The organism is Mycobacterium sp. NGS22 (assembly GCF_059813095.1).
The window spans coordinates 19,300-40,620 of sequence record NZ_JCALDY010000011.1; the positions used below are offsets into that span (position 1 = coordinate 19,300).

The following is a 21,321-nucleotide window of genomic DNA, read 5'->3' on the forward strand; positions in this document are numbered from 1 at the left end:
TCGGAATCCGGTTACGCTGCGCTCATAGGGAAGGAACCTTGTCGCCCGAAATGACGAATATTGCCTGACGGTATCGCAGTTTAATTATGCCGGGACATTGCTGGTTGTGGGGTAGCCAGCTCGAAGGAGAGAGCCGCAGATGGACGTCGTGTTGGGGGTGGCGGTCACGGGCCGGGTCGCACGCCTGGCCCTAGTCGACGCGGCCGCCCGCGGTAACGAGGTGATCGATCAGTATTCGGTCGATCTCGCCGGAGACCCGATCAGAGCACTGACTGACACCGTGGTCGGCACCCATCGGTTGCTGGCCGGCGAGGGACACCGGCTGCTCGCGACCGAGTTGAATTGGCTCGACCGGTACCAGGTCGACCAGCTGGCGCAGGCGCTGGGCTACGCCGGCGTGACGAATATCCAGGTGATCTCCGAGCCGCAGGGGTTCAGGGGACGCCCGGGAGTGGGGAGTGCGGTCGCCGCGGCGCTGCTGTTCGGCAGTCAGATGAGGAGTCCGTCGGCATCTGCCGATCCGGACGCGCCGCCAACGATGATGGGTTCCTCGCCAATGGACGGCGGTTACGGTCCGGGAGCCGACGCGACCATGGCGGCTCCGGCCGTGTCGCCGGATGCGACCATGGCGGCTCCGGCGCTGGGGGACGGCGGCGGCTACGGGCCGACGGGTTCGGGTGTCGATCAGTCGGTGCCCGGGGACGGCGGCTTCGGGCCCGCCGGCTCGACCATGGCGCAACCGGCGCTTCCCGGCGACGGCGGCGGGTCGGCCGGCTCGGGCGTGGACCAGTCGGGGCTGCCCGGAGACGGCGGATTCGGCTCTTCCGGCGGCAGCGGCGGGTATGGCTCGCCGATCGAGAACCCGCATCTGCCTGCGGATCACGGCGGTTTCGGACCACCCGGCTCGGGCGCCGATCAATCGGCTTTTCCCGCCGACGCGACGATGGCGGCGCCGATCTCGGGCGACGGCGGTGGCAACTCCGGCCAGGGTGTGACGTCGGGTGATCCGACTCTGGTCTCGTATTCGCAGTCGTATCCCGATGGGGGTGTGTCGTCGGGCGACCCCGGTCTTGCCGGCGACCCGCACGGCCATGCGTACTTCCACTCGGGTGCCCCGGCGGGTGACCCCGGTGTTCCGGGGGACGCGACCGCCGTCATGCAGCCCGCCGACGGCGGGGCGCCGGCATCGGGGGACGAGCAGTTGGCGTACTCGCAGGCCAGCGAATACGACATCCTGCCGGTGGACACCGACGGCATGGACGACTACGGCGACGAGTACGGCGATGAATTCGACGACGGGTTCGACGAGGACGATCCCGACGCCGCCGGCAGCCAACCCCAGAGTCTGCGGCGGTTGCTGATCAGCAACGCCGTCGTGGGCTTCGCGGTCCTGGGTTTTTCGTCGTTGGCGGTGGCGGTCGCGGTCACCGTCCGTCCGACCGCGGCGTCCCTTCCGGTCGAAGGCCATCAGAACGCGCAGCCGGGCAAGTTCATGCCGCTGTTGCCGACCGAGCAGCAGGCGCCCGTGCCGCCCCCGCCGCCCGAGGCCCCGACGGTCGGGTTCCAGGGCGGCACCGTTCCCGCTGTCCAGGTGCCGCGACAGCAGACCTCGCCCGGGGCCCCGGCCGCCCCGATCCCGAATCAGGTGCCGGCCGCTCCGGTTCCCGTCCCGGTGCCGGTCATCATTCCGTACCCGGGCTGGCGGCCGGGCATGCCGACGTGGCCGGTGGCGACGCCGACGACCCCGCCGACCACGTCGTACACCACCCCGTCCACCACGCCGCCGACGACGCCGCCCACCACCACCACGGCGGTCACCACCCCGCCGACCACCACGGCGGTCACCACCACGCCGGCCACCACGCCGCCGACCACGCCTCCCACTACGACGGTGGTCACCACCCCGCCGACCACTCAGGCACCGCGGACCACGACGATTCCGCCCACGACGGTCGCCCCGACCACCGTGGCTCCGACCACAGTCGCTCCGCGACCGTCCACCGCCGCTCCGCAACCCACCCAGGCCCCGACGCAGCAGACGGTGGCACCGCCGACCCAGGCGCCGCAGACTCAGGCGCCGGCGCCGCGCACCCAGGCGCCGCAGACCCAGGCACCGGCACCGCGCACCCAGGCGCCGCAGACCCAGGCGCCGCGCACCCAGGCCCCGCAGACCCAGGCGCCGCGGGTGCCGAGCGGTCCTCGGTGAGCTGATCCGGGGGGATCAGGGGTCTGCCGTGTCCGACGTGACGGTGGTGCTGCCGTGTCTGAACGAGGAAGAATCCCTGCCGGCAGTACTGGCCGCGATTCCCGCCGGCTACCAGGCGCTGGTGGTTGACAACAACAGCACCGACGGCACCGCGCAGGTCGCCGCCCGGCACGGCGCGCGAGTGGTCGCCGAGCAGCGACCGGGTTACGGCGCGGCGGTGCATGCCGGCGTGGAAGCCGCGACGACGCCGATCGTCGCGGTGATCGACGCCGACGGCTCGATGGACGCCGGTGACCTGCCCCGACTGGTCGCCGAACTGCAGCGCGGCGCCGACATGGTGACCGGCCGGCGCCGCCCGGTGCCCGGCCTGCACTGGCCGTGGGTGGCGCGCGTCGGCACGGTGGTGATGAGCTGGCGGTTGCGCACCCGACACCGCCTACCGGTACACGACATCGCGCCGATGCGGGTGGCGCGGCGCGATGCGTTGCTGAATCTGGGCGTCGTCGACCGACGGTCGGGGTACCCGCTCGAACTGCTGGTCCGCGCCGCCGCCGCGGGCTGGCGGGTGGTCGAACTCGACATCAGCTACGGCCCGCGCACGGGCGGCAAGTCGAAGGTGAGCGGGTCGCTGCGGGGCAGCATCACCGCGATCGTCGACTTCTGGAAGGTGATTTCGTGACCTTGCCGGTCACCGTGCTGGTGGTGGCGAAAGCGCCGGAACCGGGCCGCGCCAAGACCCGGTTGGCGGCGACGGTCGGCGACGAGGTCGCCGCGCACATCGCTGCCGCCGCCCTGCTGGACACCCTGGACGCGGTGGCCGCGACGCCGGCGGCCGCCCGGGTCGTCGCGTTGACCGGTGATCTGGACAACGCCGCCGGCGCCACCGACATCCGGCAACGGCTGGGGTCCTTCACGGTCATCGAGCAACGCGGTGCGGACTTCGCCGAGCGGCTCGCCAACGCCCACGCCGACGCCGGCGGAGACGCCCCGGTGCTGCAGATCGGGATGGACACCCCGCAAGTGAGCGCCGGGTTGTTGGCCGACTGCGCCCGGCGGCTGCTCGAGCCGACCGGGGTGCTCGGGCTGGCCCGCGACGGCGGCTGGTGGGTGCTGGGACTACCCGACGGCACCTCCGCGCACTGCCTGCGCGGGGTGCCGATGTCACAATCGGACACCGGCGAGCTGACTCTGAAAGCGTTGCACGACAACGGCATCGACGTGGCACTGGTGCAGCAGCTGGACGACGTCGACGTCGTCGACGACATTGCCACGGTGCGCCGGGCCTGCGACCCGCAGAGTCGCTTTGCCCGCGTCACCCGGACGGCCGGGCTGTGAGCACCTCTACCAGTTGGTGAAGACGACGCTGTTCAGCAGCAGCGCCCCGGCGGCGTTCACCGCCAGCCACCACCGATGCGACCGCACCGGCAGCAGCGCCGGCGCGGCGGTCAGCCAGATGGTGAACGGCAGCCAGATGCGCTCTGTCTCGGCCTTGCTCAGCATGCTGAGGTCGGCGCAGACGATGGCGGCCAACGCCGCCAGCAACAGCAGATGCACACCGGAGCGGCGGCGGACCGCGGCCCGGTCGAATACCCGGCTGATCCCGGCGACGCTGCCCAGGCCGATCGCACAGACCGTGCACGCCAGATTGCCCCAAACCCAATACTGAAACGGCCGGTCCTGGGCGACGCCCTGCCAATAGCGTTGCTGCACAAGCTCATAGCCGTCGAACCAGAAGAAGCCCGCCAACGCGAACGTCGCCGCCACCGCCACCGCCGCGAGCAACGCCGGTCCCAGAGCCCGTATCCAGGCACGCCGATCCGGTGCCGAAATCAACACCGCCAGCGCCGGCAGACCCAGCAGCACCAGTCCGTAGCTGAGGAAGACACTCCAGCCCAGCAACACACCCGAGGCTGCCGCCACCAGTGCGGGAAACCGGGCCGCACCGTGCACCGCCACCGCCAGCAACGCGATCCCCCACGCCGCGACCCCGGCGAAATAACCGTCGGCCGACACCACCACCCAGATCGCCGTCGGCGCGACGGCCACGAACGGCGCCGCGCGGCGGGCCAGCTCTTCGTCGGCCAGCACCCGCACGGCCACCAGCACCGCTGCCGCCGCGCTGGAACCCGCCAGCAGACACAACAGGCCGGCCCAGGCGCCGCCGTGCAACCCGATCCGGTCGAGCCAGACGAACGTCAGCAGCGCACCCGGCGGATGGCCGGAGACATGGGTGGCCCACGAGTGCGGCTGGAAATCGAGGATCCGGCCGGCGAACGTGCGCAAGGTCGCGCTGATGTCGCCGACGCCGGGCACCTCGGCGAGGTATTCGTCGCGGGTGGTCAGACGGCCCGCGAAACCGCGTTGCCAGCCGTCGATCATCGCCAGCGAGAACGCCCACGCGCAAGCAATCGCCCAGCTGCCCACGGTCAACGCCCGCCACGAAAGACGTTGTGCCACAGCCGGACCCCACCACACGACAACGGCGGCAATCACGATCGCCGGGACCGTGCCCCAGCCGACGTGGGCATCCCAGTAGCCGAAAATCGGCGTGGCGCCGGCGCGGGTGCCGAACCGGTCCAGGCCGGTGTCGCGGCGCGGGTCGATTCCCCAACCGATCCGCGGCAGCACGAACGCGGCGGTCACGAGTATGACCGCGGCCGTCACAGCCAGCACTTCCCGCCGTGCGATTCTCACGAAAGATCAGCCTAGAGAACCGAACCGCTGCATCAGGGCCACTCGGTCGACCTTGCCGATGCCCCGGCGCGGGAGTTCCTCGACAAAATGCAGGTCGCGGGGCGCGGCGGTGAGGTCCAGGGTCTGTGCGACGTGGGCTCGCAGCGCGTCAAGTGTCGGCGCCGGCGACCCCGCGCCCAGCACGATCGCGGCGACGACCCGTTGGCCCAACCGATTGTCGGGGACACCGAAGACCGCGCAGTCGGCCACCGCCGGGTGGGTGCGCAGCGCGGTCTCGACCGGATCCGGCAGCACGGTCAACCCGCCGGTGCTGATCGCGTCGTCCACCCGGCCCAGGACGGTAAGCGCCCCCGAATCGTCCAGCGCGCCAAGGTCGTCGGTCACGTACCAGCCGGGTTCGGCGAACGGGTCGGGGTCCACCGGATTGCGGTAACCACGGGCCAGGGTGGCCCCGCCCAGCACGATGCGGCCGTCGGGGCGCACCCGCAGCCCCACCCCGTCGAGCGGCACACCGTCGTAGACGCAACCTCCCGCCATCTCGCTCATGCCGTAGGTGCGTACCACGGTGATCCCGGCGTCGGCTGCCGCGTCGAGCACCGGCCGCGGCGCCGGTCCGCCACCCAGCAGCACCGCGTCCAATTCGGCGACTGCCGCGGCGGCCGCGGGATCTGCCAGCACCTTGGCCAACTGCGCGGCCACCAGCGACGTGTAACGCCGCCCGGATCCCAATCGCCGTACCGCAGAGGGTAATTCGCCGATGTCGAAGCCGGCGGATACGTCCAATTCGACGGGTGCGGCACCGGCGATCACACTGCGGACCAACACCTGCAGGCCGGCGATGTGATACGGCGGCACGGCCAGCAGCCAGCGACCGGGTCCGCCGAGGCGCCGGTGGGTGGCCGCGGCGCTCGCGGTCAGCGCGCCGGCGGTCAGCAACGCTCCCTTGGGAGGTCCGGTGGTCCCCGACGTCGTTACCACCAGGGCGATCTCGTCGTCGATGTCCTCGCCGACCCGCAGGGCGCGCGCAACGGCATCGGAGCCGGGCTGGTCCGGCACGACGACGAGCGCGGGTTGCCGTCCGTCGAGCACGCGTTGCAGGACCGGCAGCAGCAGGGCGCTGGCCGAGCCCGGCGGGACGCGCAGCGCCCCCAGGACGGCTATGCGTGGTCTCCGTTGTCGCGGGCGTCGTCGAGCGGCCAGCCGCTGGCGGCCAACCGGGTTCGGACGCGTTCGACGTCCTCGGGTGCGGGCAGTTCGTCGGTGAGTTGCGTGATCGCCACGCCGATGTCGATGTTGTCGATGTTGAGTTCGCCACGCCGCGTCAATTCGGTTGCGACGGTCTTGATTTCGTCGTTGGTGAGCCGACGCGCCAGCAACGCCAGTACCGCGAACGAGTCCGTCGGCGGAATGCCATCCGGATATCCCGCACGCAGCCACGAGACGATCGAGCTGAGGAATCGGTTCATTGTGCGATCAACTTACCCGGCGGAACGGTGCCGAAAACTAGGTCGACCGGGGTTGCGGTGTCACGGCTTGGCCCCGAGGAACGGATAGTGGGTGTGGTGGGCGATGAAGTCGCGGGCGATGAAGAGGACCCCGAGGATGACGACGGCGACGACAAGCGCATAGATCAGCCAGGCCAGCGCCACCGACAGCGGATGCTGCTTGCCCGCATCGCCGCTGCCGGTCGACTGCAGTCGCACCCCGAGAGCGAAGAAGCCCGGCAGCGCTGCGCCGGTGAGCAGGCTGAACACCAGGATCTTCAACGTGGCCGCGTAGTTGAACCAACCGTTCATGAGGCGTTCCTCGCCGGTATCTGGCCGTCGGCGCCGAACTCCGGTGCCGAGGTATCCGGGTCAGCGCCGGTGACCGCCGCCGGCGTGGTATCGACCTCGAGTCCGGCGGTGAGGTTGCCTTCCCAATCCTTGTTGACGTTCTTGTGGTCGATTTTGACCTTGCGCGACTGCCGGTAGATGGCCGCGGAGATTCCGATCAGCAGGCTGAAACCGATGATCGCGCCCGGGTAACCGCCGATCAGGTGCACGATCCAGTAGGTGAGCGCTCCGACCAGGCCGGCCAGCGGCAGCGTGACCAGCCATGCGGTCGCCATCCGGCCGGCCACGCTCCAGCGCACCTCGCCGCCCGGCTTGCCCAACCCGCTGCCCATCACCGAGCCGGTGCAGACCTGGGTGGTGGACAGCGCGTAACCGAAGTGCGCGGACAGCAGAATGACTGCGGCCGAGGACGATTCGGCTGCCATGCCCTGCGGTGACTTGATCTCGACCAGGCCCTTGCCCAGGGTGCGGATGATCCGCCAGCCCCCCAGGTAGGTACCGGTCGCCATTGCCACGGCACACGCCACGACGACCCACAGCGGCGGTACCGTTGCCGCCTTGCTGACCGCTCCGTAGGAGATTAGCGCCAGGAAGATGACGCCCATCGTCTTCTGCGCGTCGTTGGTGCCGTGGGCCAGCGAGACCAGCGACGCCGAGCCGATCTGGCCGCGCCGGAAGCCGGCCTCGGTACGTTCGGTCGGGACACCGCGGGTGATGCGGTACACCAGCCAGGTGGCCAGCGCTCCGATGAAGATCGCCAGGAGCGCGGAGACGACGGCCGGGATGATCGCCTTCGATATGACGCCCTTCCAGATCACCCCGTGCCCGCCGACGGCGGCGAGCGTGGCGCCGACGATGCCGCCGATCAGTGCGTGCGAGGAGCTCGAGGGGATGCCGAGGAGCCAGGTCAGCAGGTTCCAGACGACACCCCCGACCAGGCCGGCGAACACCAGCTCGAGGGTCACGATGTGCGAGTCGATCAGACCCTTGGCGATGGTGGCGGCGACCGCGGTGGACAGGAACGCCCCGATCAGGTTCAGCACGGCCGACAGCGCTACCGCCACTTTGGGCTTGAGCGCCCCGCTGGCGATGGAGGTCGCCATGGCGTTGCCGGTGTCGTGAAACCCATTCGTGAAGTCGAAGGCAAGCGCGGTGATCACGACGATGATCAAGAGGAACAGCTGCAGGTTCACAGGGCCTGATTCTGGTGGTCGGGGCATTCCCATGTCGAACGATCGACGAGGGGAAATGCAGGAATATCGCGAGTCGTCGCCAGATGTTACCTGTCAGTTCACCGTGGGTTCGTCCGCGCTCACTGACGGGTGTCGGTGCGCAACGGATGACCGCTGGGCACCTGGATGAAGATCAGTGTGACGCCGTCCGGATCGGTCACATGCATCTCGTGCAGACCCCACGGTTCCTGCCGCGCTTCGCGGGCGATCGGCACGCCTCGGCTGATCAGTTCGGCCTGCGTCGCCTGCAGGTCGCGCACTTGCAGCCACAGTGCGCCGGGGAACGGTCCCCGGGAGTGGTCGGGTTCGTCGTAACCGGTCAGTTCGAGCAGCGACTGCCCGGCGAAAAACACTGTCCCTGCGCCGTATTCGCGGGCGATCGCCAGGCCGATCTCGTCCCGGTAGAAGCGCAACGAACGCTGGTAGTCCGCCGGACGCAGGAGCATCCGGCTCGCGAGGATCTCCATGTCCTCGTGTCTATCACGAGCCGCGCCCCTGCATCAGACTGTTGACCCAGCGAGGGCCCACGGTGTTCAGTGCCTTGGCCGCCAGCGCCATCCGTGGCGCGATCCGCACCGGCCGGGTGCGGGCTGCGGTGATCATCCACTCGCCGGCCTCGGTTGACGTCAGCGCGGGCAGCCCCTGGTAGGCCTTGGTCGGGGCGATCATCGGGGTGGCCACCAGCGGGTAGTACAGGGTCGTCGAGTGCACGCCCTTGCGGCCCCACTCGGTCTCGATGATCCGGCTCACCGCCGAGAGGGCGGCTTTGGAGGCGTTGTAGACCGCGAACAGCGGCGATGCCTCGGACAGCACGCCCCAGGTCGAGACGTTGATGATGTGACCGTCGCCGCGCTCGATCATCCCGGGCGCCAGCCCCCGGATGAGCCGCAGCGGCGCATAGTAATTGAGCACCATGGTCCGCTCCACGTCGTGCCAGCGTTCCAGCGATTCGGCCAGCGGCCGGCGGATGGAGCGGCCGGCGTTGTTGATCAGGATGTCGATCCCGCCGATACGTTCTTCGACATCGGCAACGAGGGCGTCGACGGCGTCCATATCCGAGATGTCGCACGGCATCGACAGGGCCGTCCCGCCCGAGGTGGTGATGCGCTCGGCCAGTTGGTCCAGCAGGTCCCGGCGGCGCGCGACGACGACGACCGTGGCGCCCTGGTCGGCGAACTGCTCGGCGGCCGCTTCCCCGATGCCCGAGGATGCGCCGGTCAGCAGGATGCGTTTGCCGGCCAGGTCTACGGGTTTGATGACGGGCCGGTTGAGCAGTACCTGGGGGGCCGCGGGCGGGCGCATGCTGGCCAGCACCAGCTGATCGGATAACCGTCGCAGGGGACTCTTGCTCACGTGCGGAGTCTAGGTCGGGCGCCCTTTTGCCCGAGTGTCACGCTAGCGTGACGCTCGGGGGGCCGGGGCCTAGAAATACCGGGGGAACGGGCTCCAGTCCGGGGGACGCTTCTCCAGGAACGCGTCGCGGCCCTCGACGGCCTCGTCGGTCATGTAGGCCAGCCGGGTCGCTTCTCCGGCGAACAGCTGCTGGCCCACCAGGCCGTCGTCGAGCAGGTTGAACGCGAACTTCAGCATCCGTTGTGCTTGAGGCGATTTGGCGTTGATCTCGGCGGCCCACTGCACACCGACGGACTCCAGATCGGCGTGGTCGACGACCTCGTTGACCGCCCCCATCCGGTGCATCTGCTCGGCGGTGTAGGGCCGGCCCAGGAAGAAGATCTCGCGGGCGAACTTCTGACCCACCTGACGGGCCAGATACGCACTGCCGTAACCGCCGTCGAAGCTGCCGACGTCGGCGTCGGTCTGCTTGAACCGGGCGTGCTCCCGGCTGGCCAGGGTGAGGTCGCAGACCACGTGCAGGCTGTGTCCGCCGCCGGCCGCCCATCCATTGACCAGACAGATGACCACCTTCGGCATGAACCGGATCAGCCGCTGTACCTCGAGAATGTGCAGCCGGCCGGCCCGCGCCGCGTCCACCGTGTCCGCGGTGTCGCCGCTGGCGTACTGGTAGCCGCTGCGGCCCCGGATGCGCTGATCGCCGCCCGAGCAGAACGCCCAGCCGCCGTCCTTGGGGGAGGGACCGTTGCCGGTCAGCAGCACCACACCCACGTCCGGAGACATCCGCGCGTGGTCGAGCACCCGGTACAGTTCGTCGACCGTGTGCGGCCGGAACGCGTTGCGCACCTCGGGCCGGTCGAACGCCACCCGCACGGTCGCGTCGGTGACGTGGCGGTGGTAGGTGATGTCGGTCAGTTCGCCGAAGCTGTCCACCACTTTCCAGATTTCGGCATCAAATGGGTTGTCGCTCAAGGTTCTTGAACTCCGTCCTGGTCGATCGTCAGGGTTCCGCAGCTGATCGTCTGTGCACTGGTCACCGCCGGGTCCTGCGGTGACGCGGCCGTCAGGGTATCGGAGCGGCCGGTGGCGGCACGGGTACCGTCGACGTTGATCTCGGTGCGGCGCACGCTCCATTGGCCGCCGTTGTCGAGCGCCTGCAACGCGACGAGGCGGCGGCCGTCGCCGAGGTCGCTGCATCCGACGCCGGTGCCGTTGCCGGCCAGGTTCTCTAGGTCGAAGACGAAGGGCCTGCCGTAGTGGGCGTCGACCACGGTCTGGAGCCGGCAGTCGGCGAACGCGTAGAGGTGCGCGTTGCGGCCGGTGCTGACGATGACCTGGTGGCTGCCGTCTTCCTGGGCGTCGATCGCCAACGCGCGCAACGGTATTGGGCTTGCCGACGAGACGTCGACCTGGGAGCGCGCGCCGCTGGCGGTACTGATACCGACGACACGGTTGGTGCCGCCGCCGGCGCCCGGCACTCTGCCGATCCACAACGCGTCGGGCAGGCCGTCACCGTCGAGATCACCCGTTTGGCGCTGGACGGCACCGGGCGGCGGGGCGGCGCCACCGGCTGGGCAGCCGGGTGACGCGGACGCGATCGAGGGGTTGATGATTCCGAGGAACAGCAGCGGCACAACGGGCAGTACGCGGCGCATCAGGCCGGGTCGAAACGGAAGACGGCGCAGCGCCCGGCCAGCGCCTCGAACTCCTCGGGCCGTCCCTCGGTGATCAGCCCGGACCTCTTCATGAAACTGACTCCGGTCGGCACCTCGGTGGGAAACGCCCGCAGCACCGGCTTGGCGTCCTGCGGCGAGAGCTCGACCATCCGGATACGCTCGCTGGTGCGGCCACGCTGCAGCGTGACTTCGCCTGCGGCTCTGACGTTTTGGACCCAGTCGGCGCCGGGGAAGCCGCCGACGACGTAGCGTTGGCCGGCGTAGGTCATCGGGGTTATCGGTGTGGAGCGCGGGATGCCGGACTTGCGGCCGGGGACCGTCAACACGACGGGGCTCTCGCCGCCGAACTTCAAGCCCAGCTTCGACATCTGGATGAAGACCTTGTTCGCCGGCTTGAGCCACCACGGCGGTTTGACCTTGTCAGCCATGCCCGCCACAGTAGTCACCTTCTTGGCGCGAGCAGACGCAAAAGCCCCCCTGAAACCGCGGTTTCAGGGGCTTTTGCGTCTGCTCGCGCAACCAGCGCTAGCCGACCGCGCGGCCCGCGCCCTCCCAGAAGCGCGCACGTACGGCCTTCTTGTCCGGCTTGCCCAGCCCGGTCAGCGGCAGCGAGTCGACGATCTCTACCCGTTTGGGCGACTGCACCGAACCCTTGCGTTCCTTGACCGCCGCCTGCACCTCGGCGGTCATCTTCTCGATCGCGGCGTCGTCGCTGGCGGCGTCGGCGCGCAGCACCACCACCGCGGTGACGGCCTCGCCCCACTTGTCGTCCGGGGTGCCGACCACGCACACCTGCGCGACGGCAGGGTGCTCGGCGATGACGTCCTCGACCTCGCGGGGAAACACGTTGAACCCGCCGGTGACGATCATGTCCTTGACCCGGTCAACGATGAAGTAGAAACCGTCCTCGTCCTCGCGGGCCATGTCGCCGGTGTGCAGCCAACCGTCCTTGAATGTCTCGGCCGTGGCTTCCGGGAGATTCCAATACCCGGCCGCCAAAAGCGGTCCGCTGACACAGATCTCACCCGGTTCGCCCTGCGGCACCGGCTGGCTGTCCTCGCCCAGCAACGCCACCCGCGCGAACAGCGTGGGACGCCCGCACGACGTCAGCCGCTTCTCGTCGTGATCCGCCTTGGGCAGGTAGGTGATCACCATCGGCGCCTCGGACTGGCCGTAGTACTGCGCGAAGATCGGCCCGAAGCGCCGGATCGCCTCGGCGAGCCGCACCGGGTTGATCGCCGAGGCGCCGTAGTAGACCGTCTCCAGCGAGGACAGGTCCCGGGTGTGCGAATCCGGGTGGTCCATCAGCGCGTACAGCATCGACGGCACCAGCATGGTGGCCGTAATGCGTTGCTCCTCAATGACTCTCAGCACCTCAGCCGGGTCGAACTTGGCCAGCACCACCATCTCGCCGCCCTTGACCACCGTCGGGGTGAAGAACGCGGCACCGGCATGCGACAAAGGCGTGCACATCAGGAATCGCGGGTGCTCCGGCCACTCCCATTCGGAGAGCTGGATCTGGGTCATGGTGGCGATGTTTCCGGTGGTGCCCATCACGCCTTTGGGTTTGCCGGTGGTGCCGCCGGTATATGCCATGCCGCCGACGTGGTCCGGCGGCAGGTCCGCGACGACCAGCGGCTTCGGCTCGTACTTGGCCGCCTCGGCGGACAGATCCACCGCCCGATCCTGGAGAGCCTCCGGCACCGGCCCGATGGTCAGGATCTGCTTGAGTGAGTCCACCTTCTCCAGCAGACCCAGCGCGCGCTCGACGAACATCGGGTTGGGGTCGATGATCAGTGAGCTCGCCCCGGCATCGGAGAGCACGTAGGCGTGGTCGTCCAGCGACCCCAGCGGATGCAGCGCCACCCGCCGGTAGCCCTGAGTCTGGCTGGCGCCCAGGATCATCAGCACTTCGGGACGGTTCAGCGACAACAGGCCGACGGTGACTCCGGTGCCGGCGTTCAGCGCCTCGAACGCCTGGACGTACTGGCTGACCCGCTCGGCCAGCTGACCGCCGGTGAGTGTGGTGTCGCCGAGGAACAGCACCGGCCGGTTCTTGTGCCGCTTGAGTGCGCCGGCCAGCAGGTGGCCGTTGTGGGTCGGGTTGCGCAACAGATCGTCACTCATAAGAAGAGACTAGAACGTGTTGCAGTTCCGGTCAGCCGGCACCCTCGATCACTAGTATTTGCGCACATGACAGGTGCCGATCTCGTCATCACCGGAACCGTACTGACTGTCGACGACAACAGGCCGACGGCCGAGGCGATCGCCATCGCCGACGGCCGGATCGTCGCGGTGGGGGACCGCGCTGAGGTCGAGCAGCACCTCGGCCCGGACACCCAGACCGTCGACATCGGTGACGGCTGCGTGCTGCCGGGCTTCATCGAGGCGCACGGTCACCCGCTGATGGAGGCCATCGCGCTGTCGGACCGGATCGTCGACATCCGGCCGGTCACCATCCGCGACCCTGACGCCGTCGTCGAAACGGTGCGCCGGGAGGCCGCCAAGCGCGGGCCCGAAGGCGCCTACCTCAACGGCTGGGACGCGCTGCTGCAACCCGGGCTGCCCGACCCGACCCTGAGCTGGCTGGACGACATCGCACCGGACGGCCCGCTGGTGATCATCCACAACTCCGGACACAAGGCGTACTTCAACTCCAAAGCCGCCGTCCAGGCCGGCCTCAACCGCGACACCCCGGACCCCAAGGGCGCCAAGTACAACCGCGACGCCGACGGCGAGCTGGACGGCACCGCCGAGGAGATCGGCGCGGTGTTCCCGCTGCTGGGCGGGGCAATCCAAGCCGGCACCTACCCGGACATGCTGCGCGCCGAATGCGCCCGCCTCAACCGCGCCGGGCTGACCACCTGCTCGGAAATGGCGTTCGATCCCAAGTTCGGTCCGCTGGTCGCCCAACTGCACGACGAGCTGACCGTCCGGCTGCGCACCTACGAAGTCTCCAACGCCGGAATGCACACCGACGCGACCCCCGGCCAGGGCGACGACATCATCCGTCAGGTCGGCATCAAGATCTGGGTGGACGGCTCGCCGTGGATCGGCAACATCGCGCTGTCATTTCCCTACCTGGACACCCCGGCCACCCGCAGCGCCGGCATCACACCGGGCTCCTGCGGCTGCGCCAACTACACCAAAGAGCAGCTCACCGAGATCGTCGGCGCCTACTTCCCGCGTGGCTGGCAGATGGCCTGTCACGTGCAGGGCGACGCCGGCGTCGACACCATCCTCGACGTCTACGAGGAAGCCCTGAAAGCTGATCCCCGCGACGATCACCGCCTCCGGCTCGAACACGTCGGCGCCATCCGGCCCGAACAGCTGCAGCGCGCTCAAGCGCTCGGCGTCACCTGCAGCATCTTCGTCGACCAGATCCATTACTGGGGCGACGTCATCGTCGACGGCCTGTTCGGGCCCGAGCGCGGTTCCCGGTGGATGCCGGCCGGATCCGCGGTGGCCACCGGAATGCGCATCTCGCTGCACAACGACCCACCCGTCACCCCGGAAGAACCGCTGCGCAACATCAGCGTCGCCGCCACCCGGACGGCGCCGAGCGGACGGGTGCTCGGTCCGGAAGAGCGGCTCACCGTCGAGCAGGCGATCCGTGCCCAGACCATCGACGCCGCCTGGCAACTGTTCGCCGACGACGTCATCGGTTCACTGGAAGTCGGCAAGTACGCCGACCTGGTGGTGCTGTCCGCCGATCCGCGCAACGTGCCGCCGGAGCAGATCGCCGATCTCGAGGTACGCGCGACCTATCTGGCGGGGCGGCGGGTGCACTAACTGCCGTTGCGCGCGCGGGCGGCGGCAAGCAGTTCGTCGACGGCGTCGCTCAGGCACTGCTCGTACACCTCGGGGTCGGGCAGGGCGGCGCGGTCGGCGGTGAAGCAGAACGTCACCCGGTCGCCGTAGCTGCCGATGCCGTTGTTCAGGCCCATCCCGTCGAGCACCGGGCCCAGCCCGGTGGTGTCGACCATCTGCGCGCCGCAGAAATACATCGGTGTCAGCGGTCCGGGCACGTTGCTCACCAGGGTGTGGGCTGCAACGGTCCGCCCGCGCCGGCTCAGGGCGCGCACCGCCGCCCGCTGCACCGTGCCCATCAGGCCGCCGAGCGCCTCCTCCGACATCTCGATGAGCGAGCGCACGGGATGGGCGCCGGACTCCTTCACATGCGCGGTCGACGCCACGATGCGGGCCAGCCGGACCAGCGGATCGGCCTCGTCGGTCGCCATCGTGATCGGCGACACCGAATATTCGTTGCCGCTCGTCTTGGAGCTGGTCTTAGTGCTGGTCGCCGAGCTCGTCCCGCCGCTGGCGCGGGTGCTGGTGGGACGGACGGAGATCGGCATCATCGCCACCATCGCCTGGTCGGGAAGCTCGCCCTTGTCGAGCAGGTAGCGGCGGATGGCTCCGCCGACGATCGCCAGGCCGATGTCGTTGATCTTGGCCTCCGGCATCGCGGTACGGATCTCCTTGAGGACGTCCAGCGTCGTGTAGGCGGTACCGAAGACACGATGCGGCGACACCACCTGGTTGAAGCGGGTCGCCTTGGGCAGCGAAGCGGGCGACGTGACGTCGGGGTCCCGGTTGTCGAACACGATCGTGGGCAGCTGGCCCGCGACCTTGCGGACCTGACGCAGCACGTCGAAGGGCCGGATGACGCCGTGCAGCGCGGCGCGGCTGAGCAGCTCGGCATCGGACGGGACGGAGTCGGGTTCCCAGTGGTAGCCCTCGGGCGCAGGTGGCGGCGCGCCGTCGGGCTCGTGGGTATGGATCGCGGTGAGGATCTCGGCCCCGGCGACACCGTCGATGGCGGCATGGTGCACGCGGAGGAACACCGCGAAGGCGCCCTCGGGCAGGTGGTCGACGCCGTCGAGCCCGTCGATCAGATACAACTCCCACGGCGGCCGGCTCAGGTCCAGGGGCCGGGCATGGATGCGGGCGATCTGGGTGCACAACTGCCGCCAGCTCCCGGGCCGGGGCAGGGCGATGTGCCGGACGTGGTACTCCAGGTCGAAGTCGCCGTCCCGGATCCACCACGGCCGATCGGCCGCGAAGGGTACGTGCACGAGCCGTTCCCGGAAACTCTCGGCGACGTGCAGCCGCGCTTGGACGTAGGACAGGACTTCCTCGTAGGTGACGGGTTCGCCGCCGCGCGTGGCGGGATCGTAGATGCCGACGATGCCGATGGTGTTGTGCGCGTTCGAGGTGTCGAGTGACACCATCGTCCAGTCAGCGCTGGACAGCTGGCGCATAGCCGCCCCTTTCTGCTTGGTGTCGCAGTCCGCACGACGTGAGGACCGCGGCGATGTGGTCGTCATAGTCTCTGCCGCGCCATGCGGTGAGGTGGCCGCGCGGGCGCCAGGCGATCGACGGCTGGTCCCAGTGTTCCCACAGTTGGACAGCGCCGCGGGGCGGGGCGATCCCGTCGACCTGGCCGGCCACGATGTGCCGCCGTTCGCGGGGAACCAGGCACGGCCCGGCAAGCGGCGACACAACCCGGTGCACGAGCGTCGACCGATCGTCATGCACCTCGCGGTGTAGCCGGCGCCGCACCGGGGTCAGCGGCGCCGCCACCCGCATCGACGCGGCCAGGTCGCTGGTCGGCACCACCGCGACCAGGCAGTCGAGATCGCCTTCGAGCGTCGAGAGCAGGCTGATCACATACGAGCCGAGCGACACGCCGAGCAAACCCAGTGCCGGAGCCCGCTGGTCCTCGCGCAGCCACCGCAGCAGCCGCCGGATGTCCCACACCGCCTGGGTGAGCCCCAGCACGTTGTTCGTCGCGAACACGTTCGAGGCGAACTGCCGGTAGGGGGACCCGAAAAGGGATGAGCCGCCGGCGCGCGGGCCATGCAGGGGGAGCACGGGGAGGGCGACGTTGATGCCCAGCAGTTCGTGCAGGCGACGCACACGCAGCATCCTGACGTCGGACGACCGCCCCATCCCCTGCCCGTGGACGACGACGAGCCACGGTCGGGGCGCACCCGGGTGACGCAGCAGCCGGACCGGCACGGAGTCGTTGGCGCCGAACGACATCCAGCGCTGCGCGCCGGGCTCACCCGGCTCAGGCTGCCAACCACTGTCGAACCGGGCCAGCTCGATCCCGCTCGATAGCGATCCCACCTGACAGTCGGGCGCGTCGGGACGCCGGTGCCGACGCGCGGGCTCGTCGAACCATCCGGCGTCGCGGTAGTAGACGACGGCGGCGTCGAGTTCGGCCGAGGCCGCCGCGTAATGCTCCGGCGACCCGAGCGAGGACAGCACCGGCATCGGGCCGGCGACCAGCGCGTCGAGCGCGGCGGCAACACCGAGGCCGACGGACGGCTGCGCCACCGGAACGCCCTCGCTCACGGTGCCGCCTGGCCGGCATGCCCGCTGGGCCGCACGGACGCCGGCCACGCCGGCCGCCGCCACAACGGTGGCCGCGGCGACCAGACCAAGCCGGGCGGACCGTCTCACCGCCACGCTCCCTCCACCACTCAAGAACAACCTTCTCTTTTAACGAGAATCACATTATCACAATGACCGCTTAACCTGCATTGATGCCTCCGCTCCCCGCCCTCGATGCCTTGCTGGACCGCCTGCATGTCGTCGCGTTGCCGATGCGGGTCCGATTCCGCGGCATCACCACCCGCGAGGTCGCGCTGATCGAGGGTCCCGCCGGGTGGGGCGAGTTCGGCGCCTTCCTGGAATACGGGCCGGCCGAGGCGGCACACTGGCTGGCCTCAGCCATCGAGGCCGCGTATCGCCGGCCGCCGCCGGTACGCCGCGATCTGGTGCCGATCAACGCCACCGTCCCGGCCGTCAGCGCCGCCGAGGTTCCCGGCGTGCTGGCCCGCTTTCCCGGCGCGTGCACCGCCAAGGTCAAGGTCGCCGAGCCGGGGCAGGGTTTGGCCGACGACGTAGCCCGGGTGAACGCGGTGCGCGCGCTGGTGCCGACCGTGCGGGTGGACGCCAACGGTGGGTGGGACGTCAGGCAGGCCGTCGAGGCCGCCGCGGCCCTGACGGCCGATGGCCCGCTGGAGTATCTGGAGCAACCCTGCGCCACCGTCGCCGAGCTTGCCGACCTGCGTCGGCGGATCGACGTGCCGGTGGCCGCCGACGAAAGCATCCGCAAGGCGCAAGATCCGCTGGCCGTGGTGCGCGCCGCCGCCGCCGACGTGGCCGTCCTCAAAGTTGCTCCGCTGGGCGGCATTTCGGCGATGCTGAAGATCGCCGAGCAGATCCCGATCCCGATCGTGGTGTCCAGCGCGCTCGATTCGGCCGTCGGCATCAGCCGCGGACTGGCTGCGGCCGCGGCGCTGCCGGAACTGCGGCACGCGTGCGGGCTCGGCACCGGAAGGTTGTTCGTCGAGGACGTCGCCGACCCCGCCGCGCCCGTCGACGGCTTCCTCCCGGTCGGCGCGGTGAGGCCCGACCCGGCGCGGTTGCAGGCGCTGAAAGCGTCGGCGGATCGGCGGCAATGGTGGATCGACCGGGTCAAGGCCTGCCACCGGTTGCTTGTACCGTCGACCGGGTGATCAACCTGGCTTACGACGACAAGGGGACCGGTGAGCCGGTTGTCTTCATCGCCGGTCGCGGTGGTGCCGGCCGCACCTGGCACCTGCACCAAGTCCCGGCGTTCCTGGCCGCCGGATACCGCTGCGTCACGTTCGACAACCGGGGGATCGGTGCCACCGAGAACGCCGGCGGATTCACCACGGCGACCATGGTCGCCGACACCGCCGCACTCATCGAATCGCTGGACCTGGGCCCGGTCCGCATCGTCGGGGTGTCCATGGGTTCGTTCATCGCGCAGGAACTCATGGTGGTGCGCTCCGAACTGGTCAGCTCCGCGGTGCTGATGGCGACCCGCGGCCGACTGGACCGCTCCCGGCAGTTCTTTCACCGGGCCGAAGCCGACCTGGACGCGGCCGGCGTGCAGCTGCCCGCCACTTACGACGCGAAAACCCGTCTGCTGGAGAACTTTTCGCGCAAGACCCTCAACGACGATGCCGCGATCGCCGACTGGATCGCGATGTTCAGCATGTGGCCCACCAAGCTCACGCCGGGCTTCCGTACCCAACTGGACGTCTCGCCGCAGAGCAACCGGCTGCCCGCCTACCGCAACATCGCCGCACCGGTGCTGGTGCTCGGATTCTCCGACGACGTCGTCACGCCCCCGTATCTTGGACGCGAGGTCGCCGACGCACTGCCCAACGGCCGCTATCTGCAGATCCCCGACAGTGGGCATCTCGGGTTCTTGGAACGGCCGGAGGCGGTCAACGCGGCGATACTGAAGTTCTTTGCCGGGGTCAGGGCGTAGGTCAGACCGGATTGAACTTAGAGATCAACCACCTGCCCTGAACCCTGGTCAGGCTCACGCGCACGGAGCTTGCTGCGTTCGTTGGCTCCGGGTAGTCCTTGGCCGCAGTCGTCTGATTGACGAAAACCAGGATCGTCGCGGAATCTCTGATGAGGGTCTCCACCCCGGCCCGCGCAACCTTTGCTGTAACCGCCAGGCTCCTTTCCTTCGCCGCCGGCGCGACAACTTGTTTTGTGAACGTGTCGTAGTAGTTCAGGAAGTCGCCGGTGAGGCACGCTTTGGCCGCAGCGAAGTCCTGGTCCATGGTGCCGAGCGAATAGCTCAGGATTTTCACGGTGCAGTCACTTGCGGCTTGGACCACCGTCTGTCGGGCTGCGGCTTGATCTGCCACGGGGAGCGGGTGCCGGCTCTTGGTGATGAATAACCAGCCGCCCACCGACGCGGCGGCGAGCGTCGCGGCGGTCAATCCGGCGATGAGGAGCCACCAGGCGATGCGCCTCACGACACGAACTCCACTTTGGACACCTTGTAGTCGTCGCCGACCTTCTCGACCCGCATGATCATTCGCCACGAACGTGGCTCGTCCTTGGCGCCATTGCTGTTGGTTATTTTCGATGTCGCCGCGACCAGTACCTGGGCCGTCGTGCCCTTGATCGAGTCCAGGGCGGCGCCGCTGACGGATCCCTGGGTGTCGACGTTGGACTGCTCGACAACCTTGCGGAACTCGGAGCTTCGATTCGCGAAGTCGTCGTGGAATTCGCCTGTCGAGCCGTCGAGGAGGCGTTGGATGTCGCTGTCGGCGGATCCTGCTCTCAGGCTGGTCAACCAGACCGTGAACTGCTTGGCGTAGTCGACATACGGTTGCCACTGCGGTGCCGCGGTGGACGGCTGCGCCTGCGGACGCAGCACCTGCGTCGCGGCGAAGGCGAGCGCGCCGGCCAGCAACATCGCCAGCACCAGCGGAACCACGATCGCCGGCCAGCGCGGACGCGTGGCCACCGGCATCGGCGGATACGGCATCGGCGGGTACGGTGTCGGCGCCATGGGTCCCGGCCAGATCGGCGCGTGTTGGGTCGTCGGCTCGACGGGCGCAAACTCGACCGGTCGGGGCGCTGCCATCTCGGTCACCGGCGCCGAAGTGCCTGCCATCGCCGCAGCAAGCGCCCGCGCGAAATCAGCACAACGCGCATACCGCTGGGCCGGATCCTTGGCCATCGCCTTCGTCAACACCGCATCGAGGCGCGCCAGGTCGGGCCGGTGTTCGGCAAGCAGCGGCGGCGGCGCGGTGAGATGTTTGCCGACAATGGCTGCCGCATTGGAAGACTCGTACGGCAGCACACCGGTCAGCAAGTGAAAAGCTGTGGCGCCCAACGCATATTGATCGGCCCGACCGTCCAGGGCTTGGCCCATGAGTTGCTCAGGGGCCGCGTAGGTGATCGAGCCGAGCGTCACGTTGGTCGCCGTCAAACCGCTGATGTCGTCAGCGCGTCGCGCAATTCCGAAGTCGGCCAACAATATCCGCCGTCGATCCGCGTCCGACGCGATCAGGATGTTGGCCGGCTTGACGTCGCGGTGCAGCAGATTTCGCTCATGCGCGTAGTCCAGCGCATCGGCGACAGCGGTGACGATGTCCAGTACGTCGCGCTCGGGCAGGCCGCTCGGTCCGGCATCCCGCAGTGCGCGGGCCGCATCGGTCCCGTCGACGTAGTCCATGGTGATCCAGAGCTGACCGTCGTACTCACCGCGATCGTGCAGACCCACGATGTTGGGATGCCACAGCGTGGCCGCGAGGTCGGCTTCCCGGTTGAAACGTTGCCGGAAGTCCGAATCGTCGGTCAACGAGGTGGGCAGGATCTTCAGTGCGTCCAGCCGCGGCAGCCTCGGATGCCGGGCCAGGTAGACCTCGCCCATCCCACCGGCCCCCAGGAGCCGCATGATGGTGAATCCAGCAAAGTCGTCGCCATCACCTAGTGGCATAGCGGAAAATCCTACTGGCGCGCCGGTGCCG

21 protein-coding genes are annotated in these 21,321 nt (G+C 69.1%); 6 read left to right on the forward strand and 15 right to left on the reverse strand.

Annotated features, from left to right (window positions below; genetic code table 11):
• The first annotated feature begins 139 nt into the window (after nt 1–139).
• The 3 genes from AC5Y47_RS12325 to AC5Y47_RS12335 are packed head-to-tail and all read left to right on the forward strand — an operon-like array spanning nt 140 to nt 3,541.
• Nucleotides 140–2,206, forward strand: a complete 2,067-nt coding sequence (locus AC5Y47_RS12325) for a DUF7159 family protein (RefSeq protein WP_499944274.1) — start codon at nt 140–142, stop codon at nt 2,204–2,206.
• Between the two features lie 28 nt (nt 2,207–2,234).
• Nucleotides 2,235–2,885: a glycosyltransferase family 2 protein gene (locus AC5Y47_RS12330; RefSeq protein ID WP_499944275.1), complete on the forward strand. Its 651-nt coding sequence runs from the start codon at nt 2,235–2,237 to the stop codon at nt 2,883–2,885.
• On the forward strand, nt 2,882–3,541 hold the full coding sequence (locus AC5Y47_RS12335; protein WP_499944276.1) for a TIGR04282 family arsenosugar biosynthesis glycosyltransferase: 660 nt from the start codon (nt 2,882–2,884) through the stop codon (nt 3,539–3,541). The genes AC5Y47_RS12330 and AC5Y47_RS12335 overlap by 4 nt, the downstream gene beginning before the upstream one ends.
• A 6-nt stretch (nt 3,542–3,547) precedes the next feature.
• Here the strand turns inward: AC5Y47_RS12335 and AC5Y47_RS12340 are convergent, their stop codons facing one another.
• The 11 genes from AC5Y47_RS12340 to fadD8 form a co-directional block, all read right to left on the reverse strand.
• The gene (locus AC5Y47_RS12340; RefSeq protein WP_499944278.1) at nt 3,548–4,900 is read right to left on the reverse strand and encodes a hypothetical protein; all 1,353 of its coding nucleotides are present in this window, start codon (nt 4,898–4,900) and stop codon (nt 3,548–3,550) included.
• Nucleotides 4,901–4,906: 6 nt separating this feature from the next.
• Entirely contained in the window at nt 4,907–5,989 is a 1,083-nt protein-coding gene (gene menE, locus AC5Y47_RS12345) for an o-succinylbenzoate--CoA ligase (RefSeq protein ID WP_499944279.1), read from the reverse strand.
• A gap of 68 nt (nt 5,990–6,057) precedes the next feature.
• The gene (locus AC5Y47_RS12350) at nt 6,058–6,366 is read right to left on the reverse strand and encodes a DUF3349 domain-containing protein (protein ID WP_499944280.1); all 309 of its coding nucleotides are present in this window, start codon (nt 6,364–6,366) and stop codon (nt 6,058–6,060) included.
• 60 nt (nt 6,367–6,426) lie between these two features.
• Nucleotides 6,427–6,696, reverse strand: coding sequence for a hypothetical protein (locus tag AC5Y47_RS12355; protein WP_499944281.1), 270 nt, complete (start codon nt 6,694–6,696; stop codon nt 6,427–6,429).
• Nucleotides 6,693–7,928 carry an inorganic phosphate transporter gene (locus AC5Y47_RS12360; protein WP_499944282.1) on the reverse strand — a complete coding sequence of 412 codons (1,236 nt, stop codon included), beginning with the start codon at nt 7,926–7,928 and terminating at the stop codon, nt 6,693–6,695. Before AC5Y47_RS12360 ends, AC5Y47_RS12355 begins: the two co-directional genes overlap by 4 nt.
• A gap of 119 nt (nt 7,929–8,047) precedes the next feature.
• Nucleotides 8,048–8,434, reverse strand: a complete 387-nt coding sequence (locus AC5Y47_RS12365; protein ID WP_499944283.1) for a VOC family protein — start codon at nt 8,432–8,434, stop codon at nt 8,048–8,050.
• 13 nt (nt 8,435–8,447) lie between these two features.
• Nucleotides 8,448–9,320, reverse strand: a complete 873-nt coding sequence (locus AC5Y47_RS12370) for an SDR family oxidoreductase (protein WP_499944284.1) — start codon at nt 9,318–9,320, stop codon at nt 8,448–8,450.
• Nucleotides 9,321–9,389: 69 nt separating this feature from the next.
• Nucleotides 9,390–10,292, reverse strand: a complete 903-nt coding sequence (locus tag AC5Y47_RS12375; protein ID WP_499944285.1) for a 1,4-dihydroxy-2-naphthoyl-CoA synthase — start codon at nt 10,290–10,292, stop codon at nt 9,390–9,392.
• Nucleotides 10,289–10,975, reverse strand: a complete 687-nt coding sequence (locus AC5Y47_RS12380) for a hypothetical protein (protein WP_499944286.1) — start codon at nt 10,973–10,975, stop codon at nt 10,289–10,291. Before AC5Y47_RS12380 ends, AC5Y47_RS12375 begins: the two co-directional genes overlap by 4 nt.
• Nucleotides 10,975–11,424, reverse strand: a complete 450-nt coding sequence (locus AC5Y47_RS12385) for a nitroreductase family deazaflavin-dependent oxidoreductase (protein ID WP_499944287.1) — start codon at nt 11,422–11,424, stop codon at nt 10,975–10,977. The genes AC5Y47_RS12380 and AC5Y47_RS12385 overlap by 1 nt, the downstream gene beginning before the upstream one ends.
• A 97-nt stretch (nt 11,425–11,521) precedes the next feature.
• Nucleotides 11,522–13,123, reverse strand: a complete 1,602-nt coding sequence (gene fadD8 / locus AC5Y47_RS12390; RefSeq protein WP_499944288.1) for a fatty-acid--CoA ligase FadD8 — start codon at nt 13,121–13,123, stop codon at nt 11,522–11,524.
• Between the two features lie 66 nt (nt 13,124–13,189).
• Between fadD8 and AC5Y47_RS12395 the strand changes: the two genes are divergently transcribed.
• Nucleotides 13,190–14,788, forward strand: a complete 1,599-nt coding sequence (locus AC5Y47_RS12395; protein WP_499944290.1) for an amidohydrolase — start codon at nt 13,190–13,192, stop codon at nt 14,786–14,788.
• On the opposite strand, the gene AC5Y47_RS12400 is transcribed toward AC5Y47_RS12395, so the two are convergent.
• The gene (locus tag AC5Y47_RS12400; RefSeq protein WP_499944291.1) at nt 14,785–16,260 is read right to left on the reverse strand and encodes a wax ester/triacylglycerol synthase family O-acyltransferase; all 1,476 of its coding nucleotides are present in this window, start codon (nt 16,258–16,260) and stop codon (nt 14,785–14,787) included. The genes AC5Y47_RS12395 and AC5Y47_RS12400 overlap by 4 nt on opposite strands.
• Nucleotides 16,238–17,467 (reverse strand): alpha/beta hydrolase family protein, encoded by a 1,230-nt coding sequence (locus AC5Y47_RS12405; RefSeq protein WP_499944292.1) that lies wholly within the window; start codon nt 17,465–17,467, stop codon nt 16,238–16,240. Before AC5Y47_RS12405 ends, AC5Y47_RS12400 begins: the two co-directional genes overlap by 23 nt.
• 80 nt (nt 17,468–17,547) lie before the next feature.
• Here AC5Y47_RS12405 and AC5Y47_RS12410 point away from each other — a divergent pair, with 80 nt between their 5' ends.
• Nucleotides 17,548–18,528 carry an o-succinylbenzoate synthase gene (locus AC5Y47_RS12410; RefSeq protein ID WP_499944293.1) on the forward strand — a complete coding sequence of 327 codons (981 nt, stop codon included), beginning with the start codon at nt 17,548–17,550 and terminating at the stop codon, nt 18,526–18,528.
• Nucleotides 18,525–19,313: an alpha/beta fold hydrolase gene (locus AC5Y47_RS12415; RefSeq protein WP_499944295.1), complete on the forward strand. Its 789-nt coding sequence runs from the start codon at nt 18,525–18,527 to the stop codon at nt 19,311–19,313. The genes AC5Y47_RS12410 and AC5Y47_RS12415 overlap by 4 nt, the downstream gene beginning before the upstream one ends.
• 1 nt (nt 19,314) lies before the next feature.
• Here the strand turns inward: AC5Y47_RS12415 and AC5Y47_RS12420 are convergent, their stop codons facing one another.
• Together AC5Y47_RS12420 and AC5Y47_RS12425 are read right to left on the reverse strand one after the other, a co-directional pair.
• The gene (locus AC5Y47_RS12420) at nt 19,315–19,815 is read right to left on the reverse strand and encodes a hypothetical protein (protein WP_499944296.1); all 501 of its coding nucleotides are present in this window, start codon (nt 19,813–19,815) and stop codon (nt 19,315–19,317) included.
• A complete protein-coding gene (locus tag AC5Y47_RS12425) occupies nt 19,812–21,290 on the reverse strand; it encodes a serine/threonine-protein kinase (RefSeq protein ID WP_499944297.1) in 1,479 nt (492 codons plus the stop codon). The genes AC5Y47_RS12420 and AC5Y47_RS12425 overlap by 4 nt, the downstream gene beginning before the upstream one ends.
• Between the last annotated feature and the right edge of the window lie 31 nt (nt 21,291–21,321).

Bases quoted from the DNA above. Each gene is read 5' to 3' on its own strand.
- AC5Y47_RS12325 (WP_499944274.1), top strand. From the start codon at position 140: ATGGACGTCGTGTTGGGGGTGGCGGTCACGGGCCGGGTCGCACGCCTG.
- AC5Y47_RS12350 (WP_499944280.1), bottom strand. From the start codon at position 6,366: ATGAACCGATTCCTCAGCTCGATCGTCTCGTGGCTGCGTGCGGGATAT.
- AC5Y47_RS12355 (WP_499944281.1), bottom strand. From the start codon at position 6,696: ATGAACGGTTGGTTCAACTACGCGGCCACGTTGAAGATCCTGGTGTTC.
- AC5Y47_RS12365 (WP_499944283.1), bottom strand. From the start codon at position 8,434: ATGGAGATCCTCGCGAGCCGGATGCTCCTGCGTCCGGCGGACTACCAG.
- AC5Y47_RS12380 (WP_499944286.1), bottom strand. From the start codon at position 10,975: ATGCGCCGCGTACTGCCCGTTGTGCCGCTGCTGTTCCTCGGAATCATC.
- AC5Y47_RS12385 (WP_499944287.1), bottom strand. From the start codon at position 11,424: ATGGCTGACAAGGTCAAACCGCCGTGGTGGCTCAAGCCGGCGAACAAG.
- fadD8 (WP_499944288.1), bottom strand. From the start codon at position 13,123: ATGAGTGACGATCTGTTGCGCAACCCGACCCACAACGGCCACCTGCTG.
- AC5Y47_RS12395 (WP_499944290.1), top strand. From the start codon at position 13,190: ATGACAGGTGCCGATCTCGTCATCACCGGAACCGTACTGACTGTCGAC.
- AC5Y47_RS12400 (WP_499944291.1), bottom strand. From the start codon at position 16,260: ATGCGCCAGCTGTCCAGCGCTGACTGGACGATGGTGTCACTCGACACC.
- AC5Y47_RS12425 (WP_499944297.1), bottom strand. From the start codon at position 21,290: ATGCCACTAGGTGATGGCGACGACTTTGCTGGATTCACCATCATGCGG.